This window comes from Halpernia sp. (assembly GCF_048269545.1).
In the GTDB taxonomy this organism is placed as follows: domain Bacteria; phylum Bacteroidota; class Bacteroidia; order Flavobacteriales; family Weeksellaceae; genus Halpernia.
The window spans coordinates 16,162-33,830 of the sequence record NZ_JBLXIJ010000004.1 but is presented as its reverse complement, the minus strand read 5'-3'; the positions used below and the strand labels follow the sequence as shown (position 1 = coordinate 33,830).

Below are 17,669 nucleotides of genomic sequence, written 5' to 3'. Positions count from 1 at the left end.
ATAAAGTAAAAAAATAGTGGAATAATTATTTTAAACAGATTCTTCGCTTCACTATGTTCTGCTCTGAATGACAAAAAAATCCTTTTAAATTAATAAAAGGATTTGATATTTTATGCGATACTAATGACTTCCGTTATTTCTGGAGCATATTCTTTAATCTTATGTTCCACGCCAAATTTCATTGTAGAAAGACTCATTGAGCATTGCCCGCAATTTCCTAAAAGTTTTACAGTAACAATATTATTTTCAACATTTACCAATTCAATATCACCGCCGTCTCTGTTTAGAAAAGGACGGATACTTTCTAAAGCGTTTAAAACTTTGGTTACTAAATCTGTATAAATTTTTTCCTGTGGCATTTTTTATTTTTTTGAGGAACAACCAGCCATTGTTGTAATTTTCACGGCTTCTGTCGGTGGTAAATTAGTATTTCTTTCTACCAAACTTTCAATCATATTTTGTGCAGTTTTCTTAAAAACTTCAGCTAAAATAGAATCTTCTTGCAAAGCCACGGGTCTTCCAACATCACCGGACTCTCTAAGACTTTGCACTAAAGGAATTTCTCCTAAAACTGGAATATCTAAATCTTGAGCCATAAATTGTGCGCCTTGTCTGCCAAAAATATAATATTTATTTTCTGGTAATTCTTCTGGTGTAAAATACGCCATATTTTCTATTAAACCTAAAACTGGGATATTAATACTTTCCATAGTAAACATTCCGATTCCTTTTTTCACATCAGCTAAAGCAACGTGTTGCGGCGTACTTACAATTACAGCTCCTGTTACTGGAACTTCTTGAATGATTGATAAATGGATATCGCCAGTTCCGGGAGGTAAATCAATTAAAAGAAAATCTAATTCTCCCCACGCAGCGTCACGAATCATTTGGTTTAAAGCTTTACTCGCCATTGGACCACGCCAAACTACAGCTTGATTGGCTCCAGAAAAATATCCTATAGACAACATTTTAACGCCATAATTTTCTATAGGCTGCATTAAAGTTCTACCGTTTTGTTCCACAGAAAGTGGTTTTGCGCCTTCTGTATCAAGCATTGTGGGAATTGAAGGTCCATAAATATCCGCATCTAAAACACCAACTTTAAAACCCATTTGAGCTAAAGTAACTGCTAAATTTGCAGTAACAGTAGATTTTCCAACGCCACCTTTCCCAGAAGCAACAGCGATTATATTTTGAATTCCAGGAATTGCTTTTCCTTTAATTTGATTTTTTTGAACTTCTGTGGGTTCTGGAGAAGCAATTTTTAATTTCACTTCTATTTTTTCACCAAATTCACTGGCGAAAGCCTGCTTCATAGCAACTTCTAATTTTTTCTTTTCGTGCATTGCAGGTGAATGCGCCGTCATATCTATATAAACTTGATCTCCCATAATTTGAAAATTATGAACCAAATCTTCTACTTCAATTTCTTTTAAAAATGATTGAATTCTTTCTTTAGATAACATAAATCTGTACTATTTTTTTGCACTACAAATTTACAGAATATTTATTTGAATTTAGAATGATTAAAAACAGCAAATCGTGGAAATTTCTTTTATCTATTTTCAAATTAATATAAAAAGAAAATTATTGAAAAATTATAAATCTCCGCCATGATTTTCTAATTGTCCTTCCCATTTCGAGACTGCAGAAGTTGCAAGTGCATTTCCTAAAACGTTCGTCATACTTCTTCCCATATCGCAAAAATGATCAATGGGTAAAATTAATGCAATTCCTTCTGCTGGAATTCCAAACATAGTGCAAGTTGCGACAATAATTACCAAACTTGCTCGCGGAACTCCTGCAATTCCTTTTGAAGTTAACATTAAAACTAAAAGCATTGTTACTTGTTGACCAATTGTCATATCAATTCCATAAATCTGAGCGATGAAAATTGACGCAAAAGTCATATACATCATACTTCCATCCAAATTAAATGAATAACCAAGCGGTAAAATAAATGACACAATTCTATTATTACAGCCAAATCTTTCTAACTCTTCAACTAATTTCGGGAAAACTGCTTCTGAACTTGTAGTAGAAAAGGCGATTAATAATGGTTCTTTTATTCGTTTTAGTAATTCAAATAAACGATTTCCTAAAATTAAATAACCTACAACGCATAAAAGCAACCATAAAATACCAAGAGCAAAGAAAAAATCTCTGAGATAAATGGCATAAACTTTAAAAATATCAAACCCGTTAGTTGCGACAACTGCTGCAATTGCGCCTAAAACGCCAAGTGGAGCAAACCACATAATATAACCCACCATTTTTAAAATGGCGTGTGCACAAATATCTAAAGCTTTTACAATTGGTTTTGCGTATTCTTCGCCCATATTTGCCAAAGCAATTCCAAACATTACAGAAAAAACAACGATTTGTAATACTTCATTTTGAGCAAAAGCTTCAAATAAACTTTTAGGAATAACGTGATTTACAAAATCTCCTAATGAAAAACCTTTGCTAGATTTTAATAATTCATCTGCAGAAGAAACATCTTGAATTGGTAATTGAGTAACATGACCTGGTTCTAACCAATTAACTAAAATTAAACCAATAAAAAGTGAAGCCAAAGAAGCGGTAATAAACCATAACATCGCTTTCGTTCCCACTCTACCAATCATTTTAATATCGCTCATTTTCGCAATTCCTACAACTAATGTTGTGAAAACCAAAGGTGCAATTATCATCTGAACTAACCTGATGAAAATAGTGCCGAGTAATTTTATATTATTGGAAAAACCGGTAGAACTTTCCGGGAATTTTAAATGGACAATTCCACCCATTATTACACCTAAGATTAAAGCAATTATGATTGCAAAAAAAAGTTTATTTTGACCTTTCATTAGATTATTTTTAATTTCAGTTTTCACAAAGATATTTTTTTTAATCTAATTATACATCTAATATGTAATTCTAATTTTTCTACAACAAAAAGATTTTAAGAAAACTTTATAATTATTTTATTTTTTACCCAACATATTTCATTTAAATTTGAGTTCAATAATACTTAATTTTAATAAAAAGTTTAAATATGAAAAAAATAATTTCTATAGCTGCTTTAGCTTTAACTGTTTCATTTGTAAGCATTTCTTGCAAGAAAAAAGTAAACGATGCAGAATTACAAACACAAGCGACAACTGTAGTTACAGCTAATCCAAATGCAAGTGTAGAAGTAATCGATGGAACGGCTCATTTAAGTGGAACTTTCGCAGATCAAGCTTCAAAAGATAATATGATTGCTTCTCTTAAAGCAATACCTGGAATTAAAGATGTAATGGATATGACAACTCCCGCTCCTGCAACTCCAGCTGTTACTGTAAATGCGGTAGATCCGGCAAATATGCAAAAAGTAACCGATGCGCTAAAAGATTTCCCAAGTGTGAAAGCTGAAGTAATTAACGGAGAATTAACACTTACAGGAAATGTTTCCCAAATACAAGCTCGAAAAATAAAAATGTCTGTAGACGCTTTAAAAGTGGGAAAAGTAAATTATAATTACACCGTAAAATAATTAAAAATGAGTACATTACAAGATAAATACGCAAATGTAATTTCTGCGGCTCAAACTGCAGGGATTTCAGATTTAAAGATTAATGAGCAAGATGGAATTTTATATGTTTCAGGAAATGCTACAAATTCTGCCGCAAAAGATGCAGTTTGGAATGCTTTAGGAACAATTGACACCACTTATTCTGCATCAGATATTAATTTAGATGTTCAAGTTGCTGGTTTAAAAGCAGGCGCTTCATTAATTGTCGCAACAGATAGTTCTAATTTAAATATTCGTCAAGAAGCAAACACAGAAGCAGCAATTGTAGGAAAAGCTGCAAAAGGCGAAACTGTAACTTTAGTAGAGCAAACTTCTAATGATTGGTGGAAAGTAAAAACTGCGGATGGTGAAGAAGGTTATGCTTATTCAAGATATTTGCAAGCATAAAATTTTTCTAAATTTTATAAAATTAAATCCCGGAAGTTAACTTTCGGGATTTCTTTTGATTAAATGTAAATATTATTAATAAAAATTAATATTTCGCAATATGATAATAAGCCAACATTTTATAATATAATTTGGCGGCAACAAAAGCGCTCGGTTTTGGCATTGGAGAATCCATTAATTCTACAATATCAAAAGCAACGACATTGCATTTCAGAAAAACTTTTCTAAGTAATTCTAAAGTTGGATACCATAGCAAACCGCCTGGTTCTGGAGTTCCAGTTGAAGGACAAATTGAGGGATCAAACGCATCTAAATCTATTGTGATATAAACATTTCCCGAAACTTTTTCTAAAACATCATCAATCCAATTTTCTTTTTTTGCAATTTCATGTGCCCAAAAACATTGTTCTTTATTTACATATTTCATTTCTTCAATGTCGCAAGAACGAATTCCAACTTGCACTAAATTATGTTTTTGGCTCGCTTCAAAAACCGCGCAAGCGTGATTGGAAGTAGAACCATGGAAATCTGGACGCAAATCTGTATGCGCATCTAATTGCAAAACCGTTAAATTTTCAAATTTTTCTCCAACTGCTCTTATCGAACCGATTGAAACAGAATGTTCTCCGCCAAAAAGCGTAAATAATTTTCCATCATTTTCTAATAATTCTTTCGTTTTACTATAAACTGCTTCTGTCATTGCTTCAGGTGAAGATTTCTCAGAAATTTCTCCTGCTAAAAAAATGCCTTCTAAATAAGGCTCTGTGGAAGTTTCAATATCATACAATTCCATATTTTCTGAAGCGTCCAGAAACAATTCTGGGCCTTTATCTGCACCTTTTCCCCAAGTTGAAGTTCCGTCATAAGGAACAGTTACGAGCATTACTTTCGAGTTTTCAAGTGTGGCATTTTCTTCTGGAATTCCGGCGTAGGTTTGCATTTGAATTTTGGATTTTTGTTTGTAAATTTTTGATTACAAAGATAAAAAATTGATTTCAGTTTCTATTCAATTTTAAATGACTTTGATTTAGTTAAAACATTGTCAAAGTACAATCACTTCGCAAAAAAGTTTGACAAAGTAAGAGTTCGTTTCAGTAAGAGAATTTTTCGATAAAAAATAAAATTACACGATTTCCTTCCGTTCGAAAAATAAAATGCGCAGACTTTTAGCCCCGAATGAAACGGCATCCTTTTTTATTTTTTTTTAAAAAAATGGAAAAGATATAGTGGAATGCGGGTAAAAAATTCAAAGGAGCGAAAATCTTATTGCTCTTAAAAATTAATATCCCAAAATTTTCAAAACATCTTCTGCTTTTTGCTCTTCTCGGAACACTTTATAAGTGAAATTTCCTTCTTCGTCTTTATCGATTAAAATATGTTTCGGTTGCGGCATCAAACAATGGTGAACTCCGCCGTAACCACCGATTGTTTCTTGGTATGCGCCGGTGTTGAAAAAACCTATGTAAAGTGGTTTTGTGTCTGAAAAAACAGGCAAATAAATTGCGTTTGTGTGTTGTTCAGAATTGTAATAATCGTCTGAATCACAAGTTAATCCTCCAAGGAAAACGCGTTCGTAAGTATCTTCCCATCTGTTTAAAGGCAACATTATAAAATGACGTGAAATCGCCCATGTGTCGGGTAAAGTTGTCATAAAAGAAGAATCAATCATATTCCACTTTTCTCTATCATTTTGCCGTTTTTGAGAAATAATTTTGTACAAATGACCACCACTTTCACCTACTGTAAAACTTCCGAATTCTGTGTAAATATTTGGTTCTTCTACACCTTCTTCTTCACAAAATTTCTTAATTTGAGATACAATTTCGTTTACCATATATTGATAATCGTAATCGAAATTAAGAGAAGTTTTTATAGGAAATCCACCACCAATATTGAGAGAATCAACTTCTGGCGCAATTTTTTTCAAACGGGCGTAAACTCTTAAACATTTGTAAAGTTCATTCCAATAATAAGCCGTGTCTTTAATTCCTGTATTAATAAAAAAGTGTAACATTTTCAATCTCGCATTGGGATGTTCTGCAATTTTTTGGCTGTAATATGGAATAATATCTTTATAACCAATTCCTAATCTGGAAGTGTAAAACTCAAATTTCGGTTCTTCTTCTGCGGCAATTCTAATTCCAATATTGAAGTTAGAATCAATACTTTCAGTAAGTTTATCGAGTTCGCGATAATTATCTAAAATGGGAATGATATTTTCAAAACCATTATTAATTAAATCTGAAATTTTTTCTAAATAATCATCGGTTTTAAACCCGTTGCAAATAACTTCTACATCTTTTCCATATTTTCCTTTGTCGAAAAGTGACTTCACAATATCCATATCATAAGCTGAAGAAGTTTCCAAAGAAATATCGTTTTTAAGAGCTTCTTCTACTACAAATGCAAATTGGCTGGATTTTGTGCAATAACAATATCTGTAATCTTTTTTGTAGTCGTTTTTCTCAATTGCTTCTTTAAACCAAGCTTTTGCGCGCTCGATGTTCATAGAAATTTTTGGTAAATAATTAAATTTCAGCGGCGTTCCAAACTTTTCGACGACTTCCATTAATGGAATATCGTGGAATTTTAAACTATTTTCTTCCACATTAAATTCTTCTGTAGGAAAATATAAAGTTTGGTCTATTAATTCTGAATATTTAATCTTCATTCTATGATGCCGTATTTTAAAAGTTGTAATATGTTTGCAAAAATCGTGAAAATATTTGGGTTTTTATTTTAAATGTCTGTTAAAAATTAATTTAATATAAATAAAAACAAACACTTATAAAAGCTCCGTGTGACACTTTTAAAAAATTTATTGTTAAGGAATGTCTCTCTGAACTTGTCGAAGACATTTTAAATAAAATATTAATAATGAATAAATATAATTAGATTTCCACTTTCAAAATTAATTTCCACTTCATTTTCTAAAGCTCTATTTCGAGTTCCTATTCTTTTTAGAATATTTAAATCTTCATTATTGAGTTCCCATTGCAAACCTTTTGTAGTAATTTTTTCTGCGAGTGGAAAGGGATAAAGCGAAATCATTTTTCCTTTTACTTGGTTTAAAAGTAAATTTTTATCAGCAAAGAAATATTGAGAATCATCATCATAAAAAGTGATTTTTAAATGATTTTTAAATGAAAAAGCCACACTTAAATTTCCCAGAAAATGATCCATTTCTCCGCCGCTTCCTCCAAAAACATCAACGTCTGTAATGTTTTTCTTGACTAAAATTTCTAAAGCTTTATGGAAATCAGTATTATTTTGATCTGGTGTAAAAATGACTTCAATCTCGTTATTTTGAGTTTGCTGAAGAATTTCCTCTTCGCAATGAGAATCAAAATCACCAGAAATAATATCTAATTTTTCAAGCGGAAAATTCATTTTTTTTAAATAATGAAATGCGCCGTCGGTACAAGATATTACAGAATAATTTTCTGTTTTAGGAAGTTTTTTGGGTGGAATTCCGTTGATAAAAAGAAGTGCTTTCAATTTTCGTTGGTTGTAAAGTTGTTAATTCGTAAAGTTGTAAAGTTGTGGCACTATTATTATAAACAGATTTTATCAAAGGTTTTAACGTCTTTACAACAACAACTTTATCTGTTATTCGGATTCCAGTATTCTTCAGTTTCTCCATTTAATTTTGAAACAAATCTGGCTAAAACAAAAAGATAATCTGATAATCTGTTGATATATTTGATCAATTCTGGGCGTAAAGTTTCGGTTTCATTTAGAAAAACCAGACCTCTTTCTGCGCGCCTGCAAACTGTTCTTGCGACGTGAAAAGCAGTTGCAGAAGTTCCACCACCGGGAAGAATAAAATATTTTAGCGGTTCTAATTTTGCTTCCATTTCATCCATCCAAATTTCTAATTCTTCAATTTCTTCATCGGAAATAATTAATGATAATCGAGAATTTCCGTTTGCTAAAGTTAATTTATCAGTTGGTGTAGAAGCTTCTGAACCAAGTGTAAATAAATTAAATTGGATTTTTTTTAATTGATTAATTATATTTTCATCTGAAATTTGCGCTTTTGCAACACCAATAAAACTATTAAGTTCATCAATATTTCCATAACATTCTACTCTTGCGGAAGCTTTGGAGACGCGTGTTCCGCCGTAAAGTGCAGTTTCTCCAGAATCACCAGTTTTAGTATAAATTTTCATTTTTGTAAAGTTATAAATTCGTTTAGTCTTAAAGTAGTCAATTATTTTAAAAAAATAATTTAAATTTTTTCGAATTTAAAGTTTTCACCAAGATACGCTTGTCGAACATCTGGATCATTTGCTAAATCTTCTGGCAATCCTTCTTTCAAAATTCTACCTTCAAACATAATATAAGTTTTATTAGTAATTGCTAAAGTCTGTTGCACATTGTGATCGGTGATTAAAATCCCGATATTTTTTTCAACTAAAGAGCGCACAATTTTTTGAATATCTTCTACCGCAATTGGATCTACTCCTGCAAAAGGTTCATCTAGTAAAATAAAATTTGGGCTTGTAGCCAAACATCTCGCAATTTCAGTTCTTCTTCTTTCTCCACCGGAAAGCAAATCTCCACGGTTTTTTCTAACATGTTCCAAAGAAAATTCTTCGATGAGTTCATCAGTTTTACGTTGTTGTTCTTTTTTAGATAATTTAGTCAGTTCTAAAACGCCCATAATATTATCTTCAACCGATAATTTTCTAAAAATAGAGGCTTCTTGCGCAAGATATCCAATTCCATTTTGTGCACGACGATACATTGCATCTTTGGTAATATTTTTATTATCTAAAAAAACATTTCCAGAAGTGGGTTTTACCAGTCCAACAATCATATAAAAAGAAGTTGTTTTTCCGGCACCATTTGGACCGAGAAGTCCGACAATTTCGCCTTGTTGCACTTCTACAGAAACGCCTTTTACTACTTTTTTGGAACCGTATTCTTTAATTAAATTTTCTCCGCGTAAAATCATAAAGACAAAGATAATATTTTTTGTGAGCCTATTTTTGTGAATATTTTCATTTAACTAAAAATTAAGACTAAGCAAAGAAAAAAATCCTTAAATTTGTTAATAAACCTAATTATTATGGAAAAAATTCCGAGCGTAGATTTAAGAGATTTTTTATCTGAAGATCCAAAACGCAAACAAAAATTTGTAGATGAAATTGGCAAAGCTTATGAAGACATTGGTTTTGTAGCATTAAAAGGACATTTCTTAGACGAAAAATTAGTTGAAAATCTTTATAAAGAAGTAAAACAATTTTTTAATTTACCTCTAGAAACCAAAGAAAAATATGAAATTCCGGAAATTGGAGGACAAAGAGGATACATTAGTTTTGGAAAAGAGCATGCAAAAGGTAGATCAACAGGAGATTTAAAAGAGTTTTGGCATTTCGGTCAATATGTAGATAAAGATTCTAAATGGGCGAAAGAATATCCCGATAATGTAGAAGTAGCAGAATTGCCAGAATTTAATTCGGTTGGAAAAGAAACTTATCAAATGTTAGAAAAAACTGGCGTTTATGTTTTACGTGCTTTGGCTTTATACATTGGTTTGGACGAATTTTATTTTGATAAATTTGCGAAAGAAGGAAATTCTATATTAAGACCTATTCATTATCCGCCAATTACTTCCGAGCCAAAAGATGCGGTGAGAGCTGCAGCGCACGGCGACATTAATTTAATTACTTTATTAATGGGCGCTCAAGGAAAAGGTTTGCAAGTAAAAAATCATAATGGTGAATGGATTGATGCAATTGCACAACCCGATGAATTAATGATAAACGTAGGCGACATGCTTTCAAGATTAACGAATAATAAATTAAAATCTACGATTCACCAAGTGGTAAATCCACCAAGAGAAATGTGGGGAAAATCCAGATATTCAGTTCCATTTTTTATGCATCCTGTAAGTGATATGCCTTTAAATTGTTTACCAGAATGCATTGACAAAGATCATCCGAAATTATATGAAGATATTACAGCAGGAGAATTTCTACATGAAAGATTGGTAGAATTGGGATTGATTAAAAAATAAAAAAAAATTTTATATAAAAAGACGAATTAATTTTCGTCTTTTTTGTTTAATTTAATATTGATGTTTTTAAGGTAAATCTAATATTATCATCAAATTCTCTTTAATTTTTTTTACAAGATTTTGTGGAATTACTCCAATTTTCTTTACTAATCTCTTGTTATCAATGGCTCTTACTTGATCTATTAAAATATCACAATCTTCGTGCAAATTTGCCATTTCTTTTCCCAAATGAACTCTTAAAATATCAGAATCTGCTTGAATATTTGTTGTGATGGGACAAATAATTGTAGAAGGATGTGAAATTTTATTTAATAAATTAGTTTGAATAATTACAACAGGTCTTGTTTTCCCAGATTCCGTTCCAATTTGTGGATTTAAATCTGCAATCCAAATTTCGTATTGATTAATTTGCATAATCAATATTTTCAAATTCTTTATTTATTTTCATGGAATCTTCCCGAATCATAATCGATTCAATTTTCAATCTCTTTTCTAAATATTTTCTTTTTTGAACTTTGTTATAATGTTCTATCGCATCATTTATATATCTATTTCTGGAGATATTGATGTTTGTGAGAATTTTTTCTGATTCTTCAAAAATGGAATTATCAATTTTTAGTGAGACCGTTTTCATATACTAATATTTAATATCATAAAGATATGTCATTTTTTGATACTAAAAAAATATTTATATAAAGTTTAAGATTGCAATAAAACTGCCGCTTCTTTTGCAGCATAAGTGAATATTAAATCTGCTCCTGCTCTTTTAATACAAGTTAAACTTTCGATAATTGCTTTGTCATTATCAATCCAACCATTTTGTGCCGCAGCTTTTAGCATTGCATACTCTCCGCTCACATTGTAAACTGCAATCGGCAAATCTATCGCTTCACGAACTTTGGAAACAATATCTAAATAAGGCATTCCGGGTTTTATCATAATAATATCTGCTCCTTCAGAAATATCTTTATAAACCTCATCTAAAGCTTCTCGTGAATTATGAAAATCCATTTGATAGGTTTTTTTATCTTTTGGAATATCTTTATTATCAACTGGAGCACTATCTAAAGCACTTCTGAAAGGTCCGTAAAAAGAACTCGCATATTTTGCAGCGTAACTTAAAATTCCAACATCTGTAAAATTATTTTCTTCTAAAGCAGTTCTCATTGCTAAAACTCTTCCGTCCATCATATCACTCGGCGCTAAAATATCTGCACCTGCTTCTGCTAAAGAAATTGACATTTTTACGAGCGCATCATTTGTTAAATCATTATCAATTTTGCCTTCTTTAATAATTCCATCGTGGCCAAAAATAGAATAGGGATCTAATGCAACATCGGGCATTATTACCATTTCTGGAACGGCATCTTTTATCGCTTTAATTGTATTTTGCATTAATCCATTAGAATTCCACGACTCTTTTCCCGTGTTATCTTTTAGATTTTCTGACACTTTCATATAAAGATTTACAGCTTTTATACCCAAAGAAAAAAGTTCTTTACATTCTAAAACCGTCAAATCTAAACTTCGCCGAAAAATTCCAGGCATTGTAGGAATTGCTTCTTTTTTACCCGAACCTTCCATCACGAAAATGGGCATTACAAAATCATTTGTTGTGAGAACGGTTTCTTGAACTAAACTTCTGAGCGTTTGAGAAACACGCAATCTTCTGTTTCTAGAATAAATAATCATCTTTGGAATACTTTTTGAAAATATTTTACAAATTTAAATATACTTTAATTAAAAAACTATTGTTAAGTCAATTCTTAATGTATATATTTGTAGTAATATTCTATTTATAGATTAATTAATGAAAAAACCTCTACTTTTATTTATATTTTTCGCCACTTTTAGTTTTAGCATTTCAATTAATGCTCAACAAAGTGCACGAGAAGTTGCTTCTATTTCACAAAAAAGCGATGATGGTGTTTTGCAGGCTTTTCCAAATCCAGCGAAAGATTTTATTATTTTAAAATCTAAAGACTCTAATTTAAAAATTAAATCGGTTACTTTTTACAGTATTTTAGGAACAGAAGTTGCACAATTTAATGTGAATAAGAATTCGGGAGAAATTAATTTAGACAGATTAAAACCTGGGAAATACTTAATGAAATATACGATGAGTGACGACACACAGAAAGTTACTCAGATTATAAAACAATAAATAAAGGCTTCTTTTTGAAGCCTTTTTTCTTTATCATATTTTTTCAGAATCTCTAATTTTTTAATAATTTCCTTTCGTAGAAGTTTTATTTAATAAAGCTTTTGCCGATGAAGTCCCAATTCTTTTTACTCCTAAATTTATCATTTTAACTGCATCTTCATAAGTTTTTACGCCTCCTGCAGCTTTTACAGGAAGTCCATTTGAGTTTTCCAACATTAATTTTATTCCTTCAAAAGTAGCGCCATTGGGTTTCCCATTTTCTGTTTTGTAAAAACCTGTAGAAGATTTTATAAAAATTTGATCGAGTTGATTTTGATTAAAATTCTCTTGCGCCCAAGTTGAAATTCTCTCACATAAATCTACAATTTGCTCTTCATTTAAAGCTGCAATTTCAATAATCCATTTTGCAATTTTTTTATTTTTTAAAGTTAAAGAAGTACAATTTATAAATTCATTTTTCACTAAATCTATATCTCCGATTTTATAACTTTCGTAATTAATTACAAAATCCAATTCATCTGCACCATCTGAAATGGCTTGTTTTGCTTCTTCAATTTTTTCACTTTCGGAAAAGGTACCTTCTGGAAAACCAATTACAGTTCCCAATTTCACTTCCGATTTTTTTTTGTCTAAGTAATTTCTAATTTCTTTCACAAAATCTGGACGAATCATCACCGCAAAAATGTCGTTTTCAATTGCTTCATCTGCTAAATTTTTAAGAATAGAAAGTGTTTCTTCTTTAGTGAGAGAAGCTTGTTCTGGTGTTTTCAGATAGGTGGAATCTAAATATTTTTGTATTTGCATTTTATTTAAAAATTATATTATTCATTAATCTTTAGTTTAACCAAAACCGGGAAATGATCGCTGTAACCTCCTAAATATCGAGTTCCGGCATAAGTTCTAAATGGTCTGTTTTGGAATTTTCTATCCCAACTTGCGAGTTTAAAATTATTAAAAACAAAAGCTTCTTCAAAATTTAATTTAAAATTTGTCGTGAAAAAATCTTTACTTAATATAATTTGATCAAACAAAAGTCCATCTGTATTATGAAAAGTTGAGAATTGTTTATTTAAGAAAAGTTTAGAAAACGGATTTTTTAAATCTGCATTTTCATTATTTAAAAGGAAATTATTAATTAAATCTTCGTTTGCATTTTCATTAAAATCCCCAAAGACCACCACTGCTTCATGTTTATCGTCGTATTCTTCTTTAATTTTTTCAGTAATTTTATTTAAAATATATTCTCGTTTGGGTTTATTGATATCTTTGTCACGCTTTGATGGTAAATGAACAACATAAAAATTAATTATTTCTCCATCAAATTTCACTTTGCAAAATAGAATATCTCTGGTTGTATCAAAACTCGAATTTCCTGGATTTTCAAATTCAAAAATAAAACTAATTGGTTCCGAGTGCATAATTTTACATTTTGTTTTATCATAAAGCAACGCAACATCTACTCCACGTTCGTCCAAAGAATCGTAATGAATAAAAGCGTAATTATTTTCAAAAATGGGTTGTGAAATAATATCATTTAAAACCGAGTCTGCAGAAATTTCAGCAAGTCCAATAATTGCTGGTAAAATTTGATGTTCTTCTTTTACCAATTCTAAAACGTGGGCAATTTTTACAATTTTGTTATCATATCTTTTTTCATCCCAATTTCTTAATCCAGAATTAGTAGGATTTAAAATATGCAATGTTTTTGGATCTGGTGGAAAAAGATTTTCTACATTGTAGAAGAAGATGAGCTCTTCGTTTTTTTGGTTGGTCATTTATTTTATATTAAATTTTTAACCATAAGATTTATGCAGAAATTAGATTGCTAAATTGTAAATTAAGATAATAAATCTGGGCGTTTTTTCTTTGTTATTTCCACCGCTTGTTCATGTCGCCATTCTTCAATTTTTGCAAAATTACCACTAAGTAAAATTTTAGGGACTTCTAAATTTTTATAAACTTCTGGTCTGGTGAAAATTGGCGGAGACAATAAATTATCTTGAAAACTGTCTGTGAGTGCGGATTGTTCATCATTTATAACACCTGGAATTAATCTTATAATAGAATCTGCTAAAACACAAGCCGCTAATTCTCCGCCTGTTAAAACAAAATCACCAATTGAAATTTCTTTTGTAATATGCAATTCTCGCACACGTTGATCGATGCCTTTGTAATGTCCGCAAAGAAAAATTAAATTTTCTTTTATTGATAAATTATTGGCGATTTTTTGATTTAAAGTTTCACCATCGGGTGTGAGATAAATAATTTCGTCATAATGTCGCTCAGATTTTAATTTAGAAATGCATTTATCAATCGGTTCAATCATCATTACCATTCCTGCACCGCCGCCATAAGGTGTGTCGTCAATTTGCTTATATTTATTTATAGAAAAATCTCGAAGTTGATGAAAATAAATTTCTACTAATTCTTTTTCTTGTGCTCTTTTCAAAATAGAAGCTTGAAACGGACTTTCCATTAGTTCTGGTAAAACCGTAATTATATCAATTCTCATTGTTCGGTTGCATCTTGTTTAGTTGGAATTATGATTAATCTTAATGAAGAATCTTTATTAAAATAGCTCCACATCCAATTAAAAAATATAGCTAATTTATTTCGCACACTTAAAATTAACATTAAGTGAAGAAACATCCAAAAATACCACGCCAAAAGTCCTTGGAATTTGAATTTTGGTAAATCTACAACCGCTCGATGTTTACCAATAGTTGCCATAGAACCACGATCGATATATTCAAAATCTGTCCATTTTTCTTTATCTTTTTTCAAAAAATTACTCGCTAAAGTTTTAGCTTGGTTAATTGCAACATTTGCAACTTGCGGATGGCCTTGCGGATATTTTGGAGTTTCCATATATGCAATATCTCCGATGGCGTAAATATTATCAAAACCTTTCAGTTTGTTGTGTCTATCTACAATATAACGGTTTCTAAGCATTTCATTTTCAGGAAATCCATCAATAATATTCCCTGTAACTCCCGCTGCCCAAATCACATTATTAGAAGCGATTTCCTTTCCACTTTTAGTATAAATTTTATTTCCGTCATAATCGGTTACAAATTCACCTTTCATGAAATCCACGCCAAAATCTTCTAAATATTCTTCAGATTTTTTTTGAGCTTCTTCGCTCATATTTGCTAAAGGTTCGTCTGTTGCACTGATGAGAATTATTTTTAAATCATCAAAATTCATGTGTGGATAATCTCGTGGTAAAATTTCTTTTTTCATTTCTGAAAACGCACCCGCCAATTCTACACCAGTTGGTCCACTTCCCACAATTACAATATTCCAATTACCGTCATCTGTACGTTTTCTTTCAATTATTAATTTTTCAAAAGTGAGTAAAACGTGGTTTCGGATACTGATTGCTTGTTGCGTATCTTTCATTCCGAAAGTAAGTTCTTCCATTTTATGATTTCCGAAAAAATTAGTTTTACAACCTGTCGCTATCACCAATTTATCATAAGTAAAAGTTCCATCTTTGCAAACAATTTTGTTTTCTTCTGGAATAACTTCAGTAACTTCCGTCATTCGAAACTGAATGTTTCGGGATTTTTGAAAAATTTTTCTGAATGGAAAGGAAATATTTGACGGCTCAATTCGTCCACAAGCGACTTGATAAAATAAAGGTTGAAACATGTGATGGTTCACTTTATCAATCATCATTACTTTTTGTCCGGTTTTATTATTTAGTTTTCTAGCAAATTGCAAACCGGCAAATCCACCACCAACAACTATAATTTTTTCTCGCATAATTTCTATTTGCTTAGTAACAAATTTACGAAACTTTAAAGCAAATTACATTCCATCAAGGACTTTTAAAATTATTTCACAACCCTGTTTTATCTCATCTTTACTAATATTTAACGGTGGCGAAATCCTTAAAAATTCATTTTTATACAATTGCCAAAAAACAATTAAGCCATTTTCCATACAACGTTTTGCCACTTCTAAAGTGAAATCTGGATTACCGAGATTTACAGCCAACATTAAACCTTTTCCGTTTATATTTTTAATTTTTGGATGAACTAAAAGACTGCGGAAAAGTTGTTCTTTTTCTGAAATTTCGTTCATTAAATTACTTTCAAGAACTTCTTTTAAGGTTGCCAAACTTGCGGCTGCAATTAAAGGATTACCACCAAATGTTGTGATATGACCAAGTTTCGGCGAATGTGATAAACTTTCCATGATTTCTCTGCTACTCATAAAAGCTCCAACTGGAACTCCGCCGCCCATTCCTTTTCCCATTACTAAAATATCGGGAACAATTCCATAATGTTCAAAGGCAAACAGTTTCCCCGTTCTTCCAAAGCCCGGTTGAATTTCATCTAAAATTAAAAGTGCGCCAATTTCTTCACACTTATTTTTTAATTTTTTTAAATAATTTTCTTCCGGTAGAAGAAATCCAGCCGCACCTTGAATGGTTTCTAAAATAACACAAGCCGTTTTTTTTGTAATTTTTTCTAAATCTTTTTCTTCATTAAAATTAATAAATTCCACCAAAGGTAAAAGTGGACGAAATTCTCTTTTGTGATATTCATTTCCGGAAACTGATAATGCGCCGTGCGTGTTTCCGTGATACGCGTTGTGAAAGGAAATAATTTCTTCTCTTCCTGTAAATCTTTTTGCCAGTTTTAAAGCGCCGTCAATTGCTTCTGCACCAGAATTTACAAGATAAGTCACTTCTAAAGGTTCTGGTGTAGATTCTGCCAAAAGTCTGCAAAGTTCAACCGGATTTTCCTGTGCATATTCTCCGTAAACCATGACGTGCAAATATTTATCCGCTTGATTTTTTATAGCAGAAATAATTTTTGGATGAGAATGTCCCAAAGTATTTGCGGAAACGCCGGCGACAAAATCTAAATATTTTTTGCCGTTTTTACCGTAAATATAACTTCCTTCTGCGCGGTCTATTTCAAAACCTGCGGCAAATTGTGTGGTTTGTGCTTGGAAATTGAAGAAATCTTTTTGCATAAGAAAGTAAACTTTATTTAAGGTTTAAAGTTTTGCAAAGTTCGTGAAAATTTTAATTTAATTTTGAGAAAGAAATAAATTAGATTTGGTGGATTAAAGTTAATAATTATTTTTAATACTTCAAATGTAAAGTAGTTGTTTTTAATTTACGAAAATAAAACGCCCTTTTTTAGTGCGTAAATGCGCAATTTTTGTGTTTTTATGTTGTCTTCTTTTTTTATACTTTTATAGAAATAAAAATGAGATAAAAATGGAAATAGGCAATAGTCTTAAAGCAAAAGAACTGAAAAGAAATTAAGTGCAGAATTTGTGGCAAGCGAGATCGGTGTTGATATTTCTACTTACAGAAAATACGAAAGAGACGAAGTTTCTCCCAGTTTAGAGAAATTAGAAAAAATTGCCAATGCTTTAGAGGTTTCAATTATTAGTTTGTTTCCAGAAACCGTTGTACAAAATAACGACAAACAAAGTAGTGGTGTTGCTTTGGAGCATCACTCCTCAATTCAATTATCAGAAATAGCCATTGAAGAAATGTGAAGCGCAAATAA

20 protein-coding genes and 1 pseudogene are annotated in these 17,669 nt (G+C 31.0%); 5 read left to right on the top strand and 16 right to left on the bottom strand.

The window, feature by feature from the left end; genetic code table 11:
* Positions 1-110: 110 nt before the first annotated feature.
* From ACN0WB_RS06840 to ACN0WB_RS06830, 3 genes are all read right to left on the bottom strand, one after another.
* Positions 111-359 (bottom strand): NifU family protein, encoded by a 249-nt coding sequence (locus tag ACN0WB_RS06840; protein WP_417430175.1) that lies wholly within the window; start codon positions 357-359, stop codon positions 111-113.
* Positions 360-362: 3 nt separating this feature from the next.
* Positions 363-1,466: an Mrp/NBP35 family ATP-binding protein gene (locus ACN0WB_RS06835; RefSeq protein WP_417430173.1), complete on the bottom strand. Its 1,104-nt coding sequence runs from the start codon at positions 1,464-1,466 to the stop codon at positions 363-365.
* Between the two features lie 132 nt (positions 1,467-1,598).
* Positions 1,599-2,849: a dicarboxylate/amino acid:cation symporter gene (locus tag ACN0WB_RS06830; RefSeq protein ID WP_417430171.1), complete on the bottom strand. Its 1,251-nt coding sequence runs from the start codon at positions 2,847-2,849 to the stop codon at positions 1,599-1,601.
* Between the two features lie 188 nt (positions 2,850-3,037).
* Between ACN0WB_RS06830 and ACN0WB_RS06825 the strand changes: the two genes are divergently transcribed.
* Both ACN0WB_RS06825 and ACN0WB_RS06820 read left to right on the top strand, forming a co-directional pair.
* Positions 3,038-3,517, top strand: coding sequence for a BON domain-containing protein (locus tag ACN0WB_RS06825; RefSeq protein ID WP_417430169.1), 480 nt, complete (start codon positions 3,038-3,040; stop codon positions 3,515-3,517).
* Between the two features lie 6 nt (positions 3,518-3,523).
* Entirely contained in the window at positions 3,524-3,943 is a 420-nt protein-coding gene (locus ACN0WB_RS06820; protein ID WP_417430167.1) for an SH3 domain-containing protein, read from the top strand.
* A gap of 85 nt (positions 3,944-4,028) precedes the next feature.
* On the opposite strand, the gene speB is transcribed toward ACN0WB_RS06820, so the two are convergent.
* From speB to lptB, 5 genes are all read right to left on the bottom strand, one after another.
* Positions 4,029-4,883 (bottom strand): agmatinase, encoded by an 855-nt coding sequence (gene speB, locus ACN0WB_RS06815; protein WP_417430165.1) that lies wholly within the window; start codon positions 4,881-4,883, stop codon positions 4,029-4,031.
* Between the two features lie 339 nt (positions 4,884-5,222).
* Positions 5,223-6,614 (bottom strand): arginine decarboxylase, encoded by a 1,392-nt coding sequence (locus ACN0WB_RS06810; RefSeq protein ID WP_417430163.1) that lies wholly within the window; start codon positions 6,612-6,614, stop codon positions 5,223-5,225.
* Positions 6,615-6,814: 200 nt separating this feature from the next.
* The gene (locus tag ACN0WB_RS06805; protein ID WP_417430161.1) at positions 6,815-7,441 is read right to left on the bottom strand and encodes a thiamine diphosphokinase; all 627 of its coding nucleotides are present in this window, start codon (positions 7,439-7,441) and stop codon (positions 6,815-6,817) included.
* 104 nt (positions 7,442-7,545) lie between these two features.
* Positions 7,546-8,115: a cob(I)yrinic acid a,c-diamide adenosyltransferase gene (locus ACN0WB_RS06800; protein ID WP_417430159.1), complete on the bottom strand. Its 570-nt coding sequence runs from the start codon at positions 8,113-8,115 to the stop codon at positions 7,546-7,548.
* Between the two features lie 59 nt (positions 8,116-8,174).
* Entirely contained in the window at positions 8,175-8,903 is a 729-nt protein-coding gene (gene lptB, locus ACN0WB_RS06795) for an LPS export ABC transporter ATP-binding protein (RefSeq protein WP_417430157.1), read from the bottom strand.
* A 114-nt stretch (positions 8,904-9,017) separates the two neighbouring features.
* Between lptB and ACN0WB_RS06790 the strand changes: the two genes are divergently transcribed.
* On the top strand, positions 9,018-9,968 hold the full coding sequence (locus ACN0WB_RS06790) for an isopenicillin N synthase family dioxygenase (protein ID WP_417430155.1): 951 nt from the start codon (positions 9,018-9,020) through the stop codon (positions 9,966-9,968).
* 66 nt (positions 9,969-10,034) lie between these two features.
* On the opposite strand, the gene ACN0WB_RS06785 is transcribed toward ACN0WB_RS06790, so the two are convergent.
* The 3 genes from ACN0WB_RS06785 to hemB all read right to left on the bottom strand — a co-directional run bounded on the left by ACN0WB_RS06785 (position 10,035) and on the right by hemB (position 11,660).
* Positions 10,035-10,382 carry a type II toxin-antitoxin system PemK/MazF family toxin gene (locus ACN0WB_RS06785; RefSeq protein WP_417430153.1) on the bottom strand — a complete coding sequence of 116 codons (348 nt, stop codon included), beginning with the start codon at positions 10,380-10,382 and terminating at the stop codon, positions 10,035-10,037.
* The gene (locus ACN0WB_RS06780) at positions 10,372-10,602 is read right to left on the bottom strand and encodes a hypothetical protein (RefSeq protein WP_417430151.1); all 231 of its coding nucleotides are present in this window, start codon (positions 10,600-10,602) and stop codon (positions 10,372-10,374) included. Before ACN0WB_RS06780 ends, ACN0WB_RS06785 begins: the two co-directional genes overlap by 11 nt.
* Before the next feature lie 65 nt (positions 10,603-10,667).
* Positions 10,668-11,660 (bottom strand): porphobilinogen synthase, encoded by a 993-nt coding sequence (hemB, locus tag ACN0WB_RS06775; protein ID WP_417430149.1) that lies wholly within the window; start codon positions 11,658-11,660, stop codon positions 10,668-10,670.
* A gap of 118 nt (positions 11,661-11,778) precedes the next feature.
* Here hemB and ACN0WB_RS06770 point away from each other — a divergent pair, with 118 nt between their 5' ends.
* Positions 11,779-12,132: a T9SS type A sorting domain-containing protein gene (locus ACN0WB_RS06770; protein ID WP_417430147.1), complete on the top strand. Its 354-nt coding sequence runs from the start codon at positions 11,779-11,781 to the stop codon at positions 12,130-12,132.
* Positions 12,133-12,192: 60 nt separating this feature from the next.
* On the opposite strand, the gene deoC is transcribed toward ACN0WB_RS06770, so the two are convergent.
* The 5 genes from deoC to ACN0WB_RS06745 form a co-directional block, all read right to left on the bottom strand.
* The gene (gene deoC / locus ACN0WB_RS06765; RefSeq protein ID WP_417430145.1) at positions 12,193-12,936 is read right to left on the bottom strand and encodes a deoxyribose-phosphate aldolase; all 744 of its coding nucleotides are present in this window, start codon (positions 12,934-12,936) and stop codon (positions 12,193-12,195) included.
* A gap of 17 nt (positions 12,937-12,953) precedes the next feature.
* Entirely contained in the window at positions 12,954-13,907 is a 954-nt protein-coding gene (locus tag ACN0WB_RS06760; RefSeq protein WP_417430143.1) for an endonuclease, read from the bottom strand.
* A gap of 62 nt (positions 13,908-13,969) precedes the next feature.
* Positions 13,970-14,644, bottom strand: a complete 675-nt coding sequence (trmD, locus tag ACN0WB_RS06755; RefSeq protein WP_417430141.1) for a tRNA (guanosine(37)-N1)-methyltransferase TrmD — start codon at positions 14,642-14,644, stop codon at positions 13,970-13,972.
* Entirely contained in the window at positions 14,641-15,900 is a 1,260-nt protein-coding gene (locus ACN0WB_RS06750) for an NAD(P)/FAD-dependent oxidoreductase (protein ID WP_417430139.1), read from the bottom strand. Before ACN0WB_RS06750 ends, trmD begins: the two co-directional genes overlap by 4 nt.
* Positions 15,901-15,945: 45 nt before the next feature.
* Positions 15,946-17,121 carry an aspartate aminotransferase family protein gene (locus tag ACN0WB_RS06745; RefSeq protein WP_417430137.1) on the bottom strand — a complete coding sequence of 392 codons (1,176 nt, stop codon included), beginning with the start codon at positions 17,119-17,121 and terminating at the stop codon, positions 15,946-15,948.
* Between the two features lie 288 nt (positions 17,122-17,409).
* On the opposite strand from ACN0WB_RS06745, the pseudogene ACN0WB_RS06740 reads away from it, so the two are divergent.
* Positions 17,410-17,658: pseudogene (locus ACN0WB_RS06740) on the top strand (helix-turn-helix domain-containing protein); the annotation flags it as partial.
* Positions 17,659-17,669 lie beyond the last annotated feature (11 nt).

Excerpts from the sequence above, each read along its gene's own strand:
- hemB (WP_417430149.1), bottom strand. The coding sequence starts at position 11,660 with ATGATTATTTATTCTAGAAACAGAAGATTGCGTGTTTCTCAAACGCTC.
- ACN0WB_RS06810 (WP_417430163.1), bottom strand. The coding sequence starts at position 6,614 with ATGAAGATTAAATATTCAGAATTAATAGACCAAACTTTATATTTTCCT.
- ACN0WB_RS06830 (WP_417430171.1), bottom strand. The coding sequence starts at position 2,849 with ATGAAAGGTCAAAATAAACTTTTTTTTGCAATCATAATTGCTTTAATC.
- ACN0WB_RS06770 (WP_417430147.1), top strand. The coding sequence starts at position 11,779 with ATGAAAAAACCTCTACTTTTATTTATATTTTTCGCCACTTTTAGTTTT.
- deoC (WP_417430145.1), bottom strand. The coding sequence starts at position 12,936 with ATGCAAATACAAAAATATTTAGATTCCACCTATCTGAAAACACCAGAA.
- speB (WP_417430165.1), bottom strand. The coding sequence starts at position 4,883 with ATGCAAACCTACGCCGGAATTCCAGAAGAAAATGCCACACTTGAAAAC.
- ACN0WB_RS06780 (WP_417430151.1), bottom strand. The coding sequence starts at position 10,602 with ATGAAAACGGTCTCACTAAAAATTGATAATTCCATTTTTGAAGAATCA.
- ACN0WB_RS06760 (WP_417430143.1), bottom strand. The coding sequence starts at position 13,907 with ATGACCAACCAAAAAAACGAAGAGCTCATCTTCTTCTACAATGTAGAA.
- trmD (WP_417430141.1), bottom strand. The coding sequence starts at position 14,644 with ATGAGAATTGATATAATTACGGTTTTACCAGAACTAATGGAAAGTCCG.
- ACN0WB_RS06790 (WP_417430155.1), top strand. The coding sequence starts at position 9,018 with ATGGAAAAAATTCCGAGCGTAGATTTAAGAGATTTTTTATCTGAAGAT.
- ACN0WB_RS06745 (WP_417430137.1), bottom strand. The coding sequence starts at position 17,121 with ATGCAAAAAGATTTCTTCAATTTCCAAGCACAAACCACACAATTTGCC.
- ACN0WB_RS06800 (WP_417430159.1), bottom strand. The coding sequence starts at position 8,115 with ATGAAAATTTATACTAAAACTGGTGATTCTGGAGAAACTGCACTTTAC.
- ACN0WB_RS06820 (WP_417430167.1), top strand. The coding sequence starts at position 3,524 with ATGAGTACATTACAAGATAAATACGCAAATGTAATTTCTGCGGCTCAA.
- ACN0WB_RS06785 (WP_417430153.1), bottom strand. The coding sequence starts at position 10,382 with ATGCAAATTAATCAATACGAAATTTGGATTGCAGATTTAAATCCACAA.
- lptB (WP_417430157.1), bottom strand. The coding sequence starts at position 8,903 with ATGATTTTACGCGGAGAAAATTTAATTAAAGAATACGGTTCCAAAAAA.
- ACN0WB_RS06825 (WP_417430169.1), top strand. The coding sequence starts at position 3,038 with ATGAAAAAAATAATTTCTATAGCTGCTTTAGCTTTAACTGTTTCATTT.
- ACN0WB_RS06840 (WP_417430175.1), bottom strand. The coding sequence starts at position 359 with ATGCCACAGGAAAAAATTTATACAGATTTAGTAACCAAAGTTTTAAAC.
- ACN0WB_RS06750 (WP_417430139.1), bottom strand. The coding sequence starts at position 15,900 with ATGCGAGAAAAAATTATAGTTGTTGGTGGTGGATTTGCCGGTTTGCAA.
- ACN0WB_RS06835 (WP_417430173.1), bottom strand. The coding sequence starts at position 1,466 with ATGTTATCTAAAGAAAGAATTCAATCATTTTTAAAAGAAATTGAAGTA.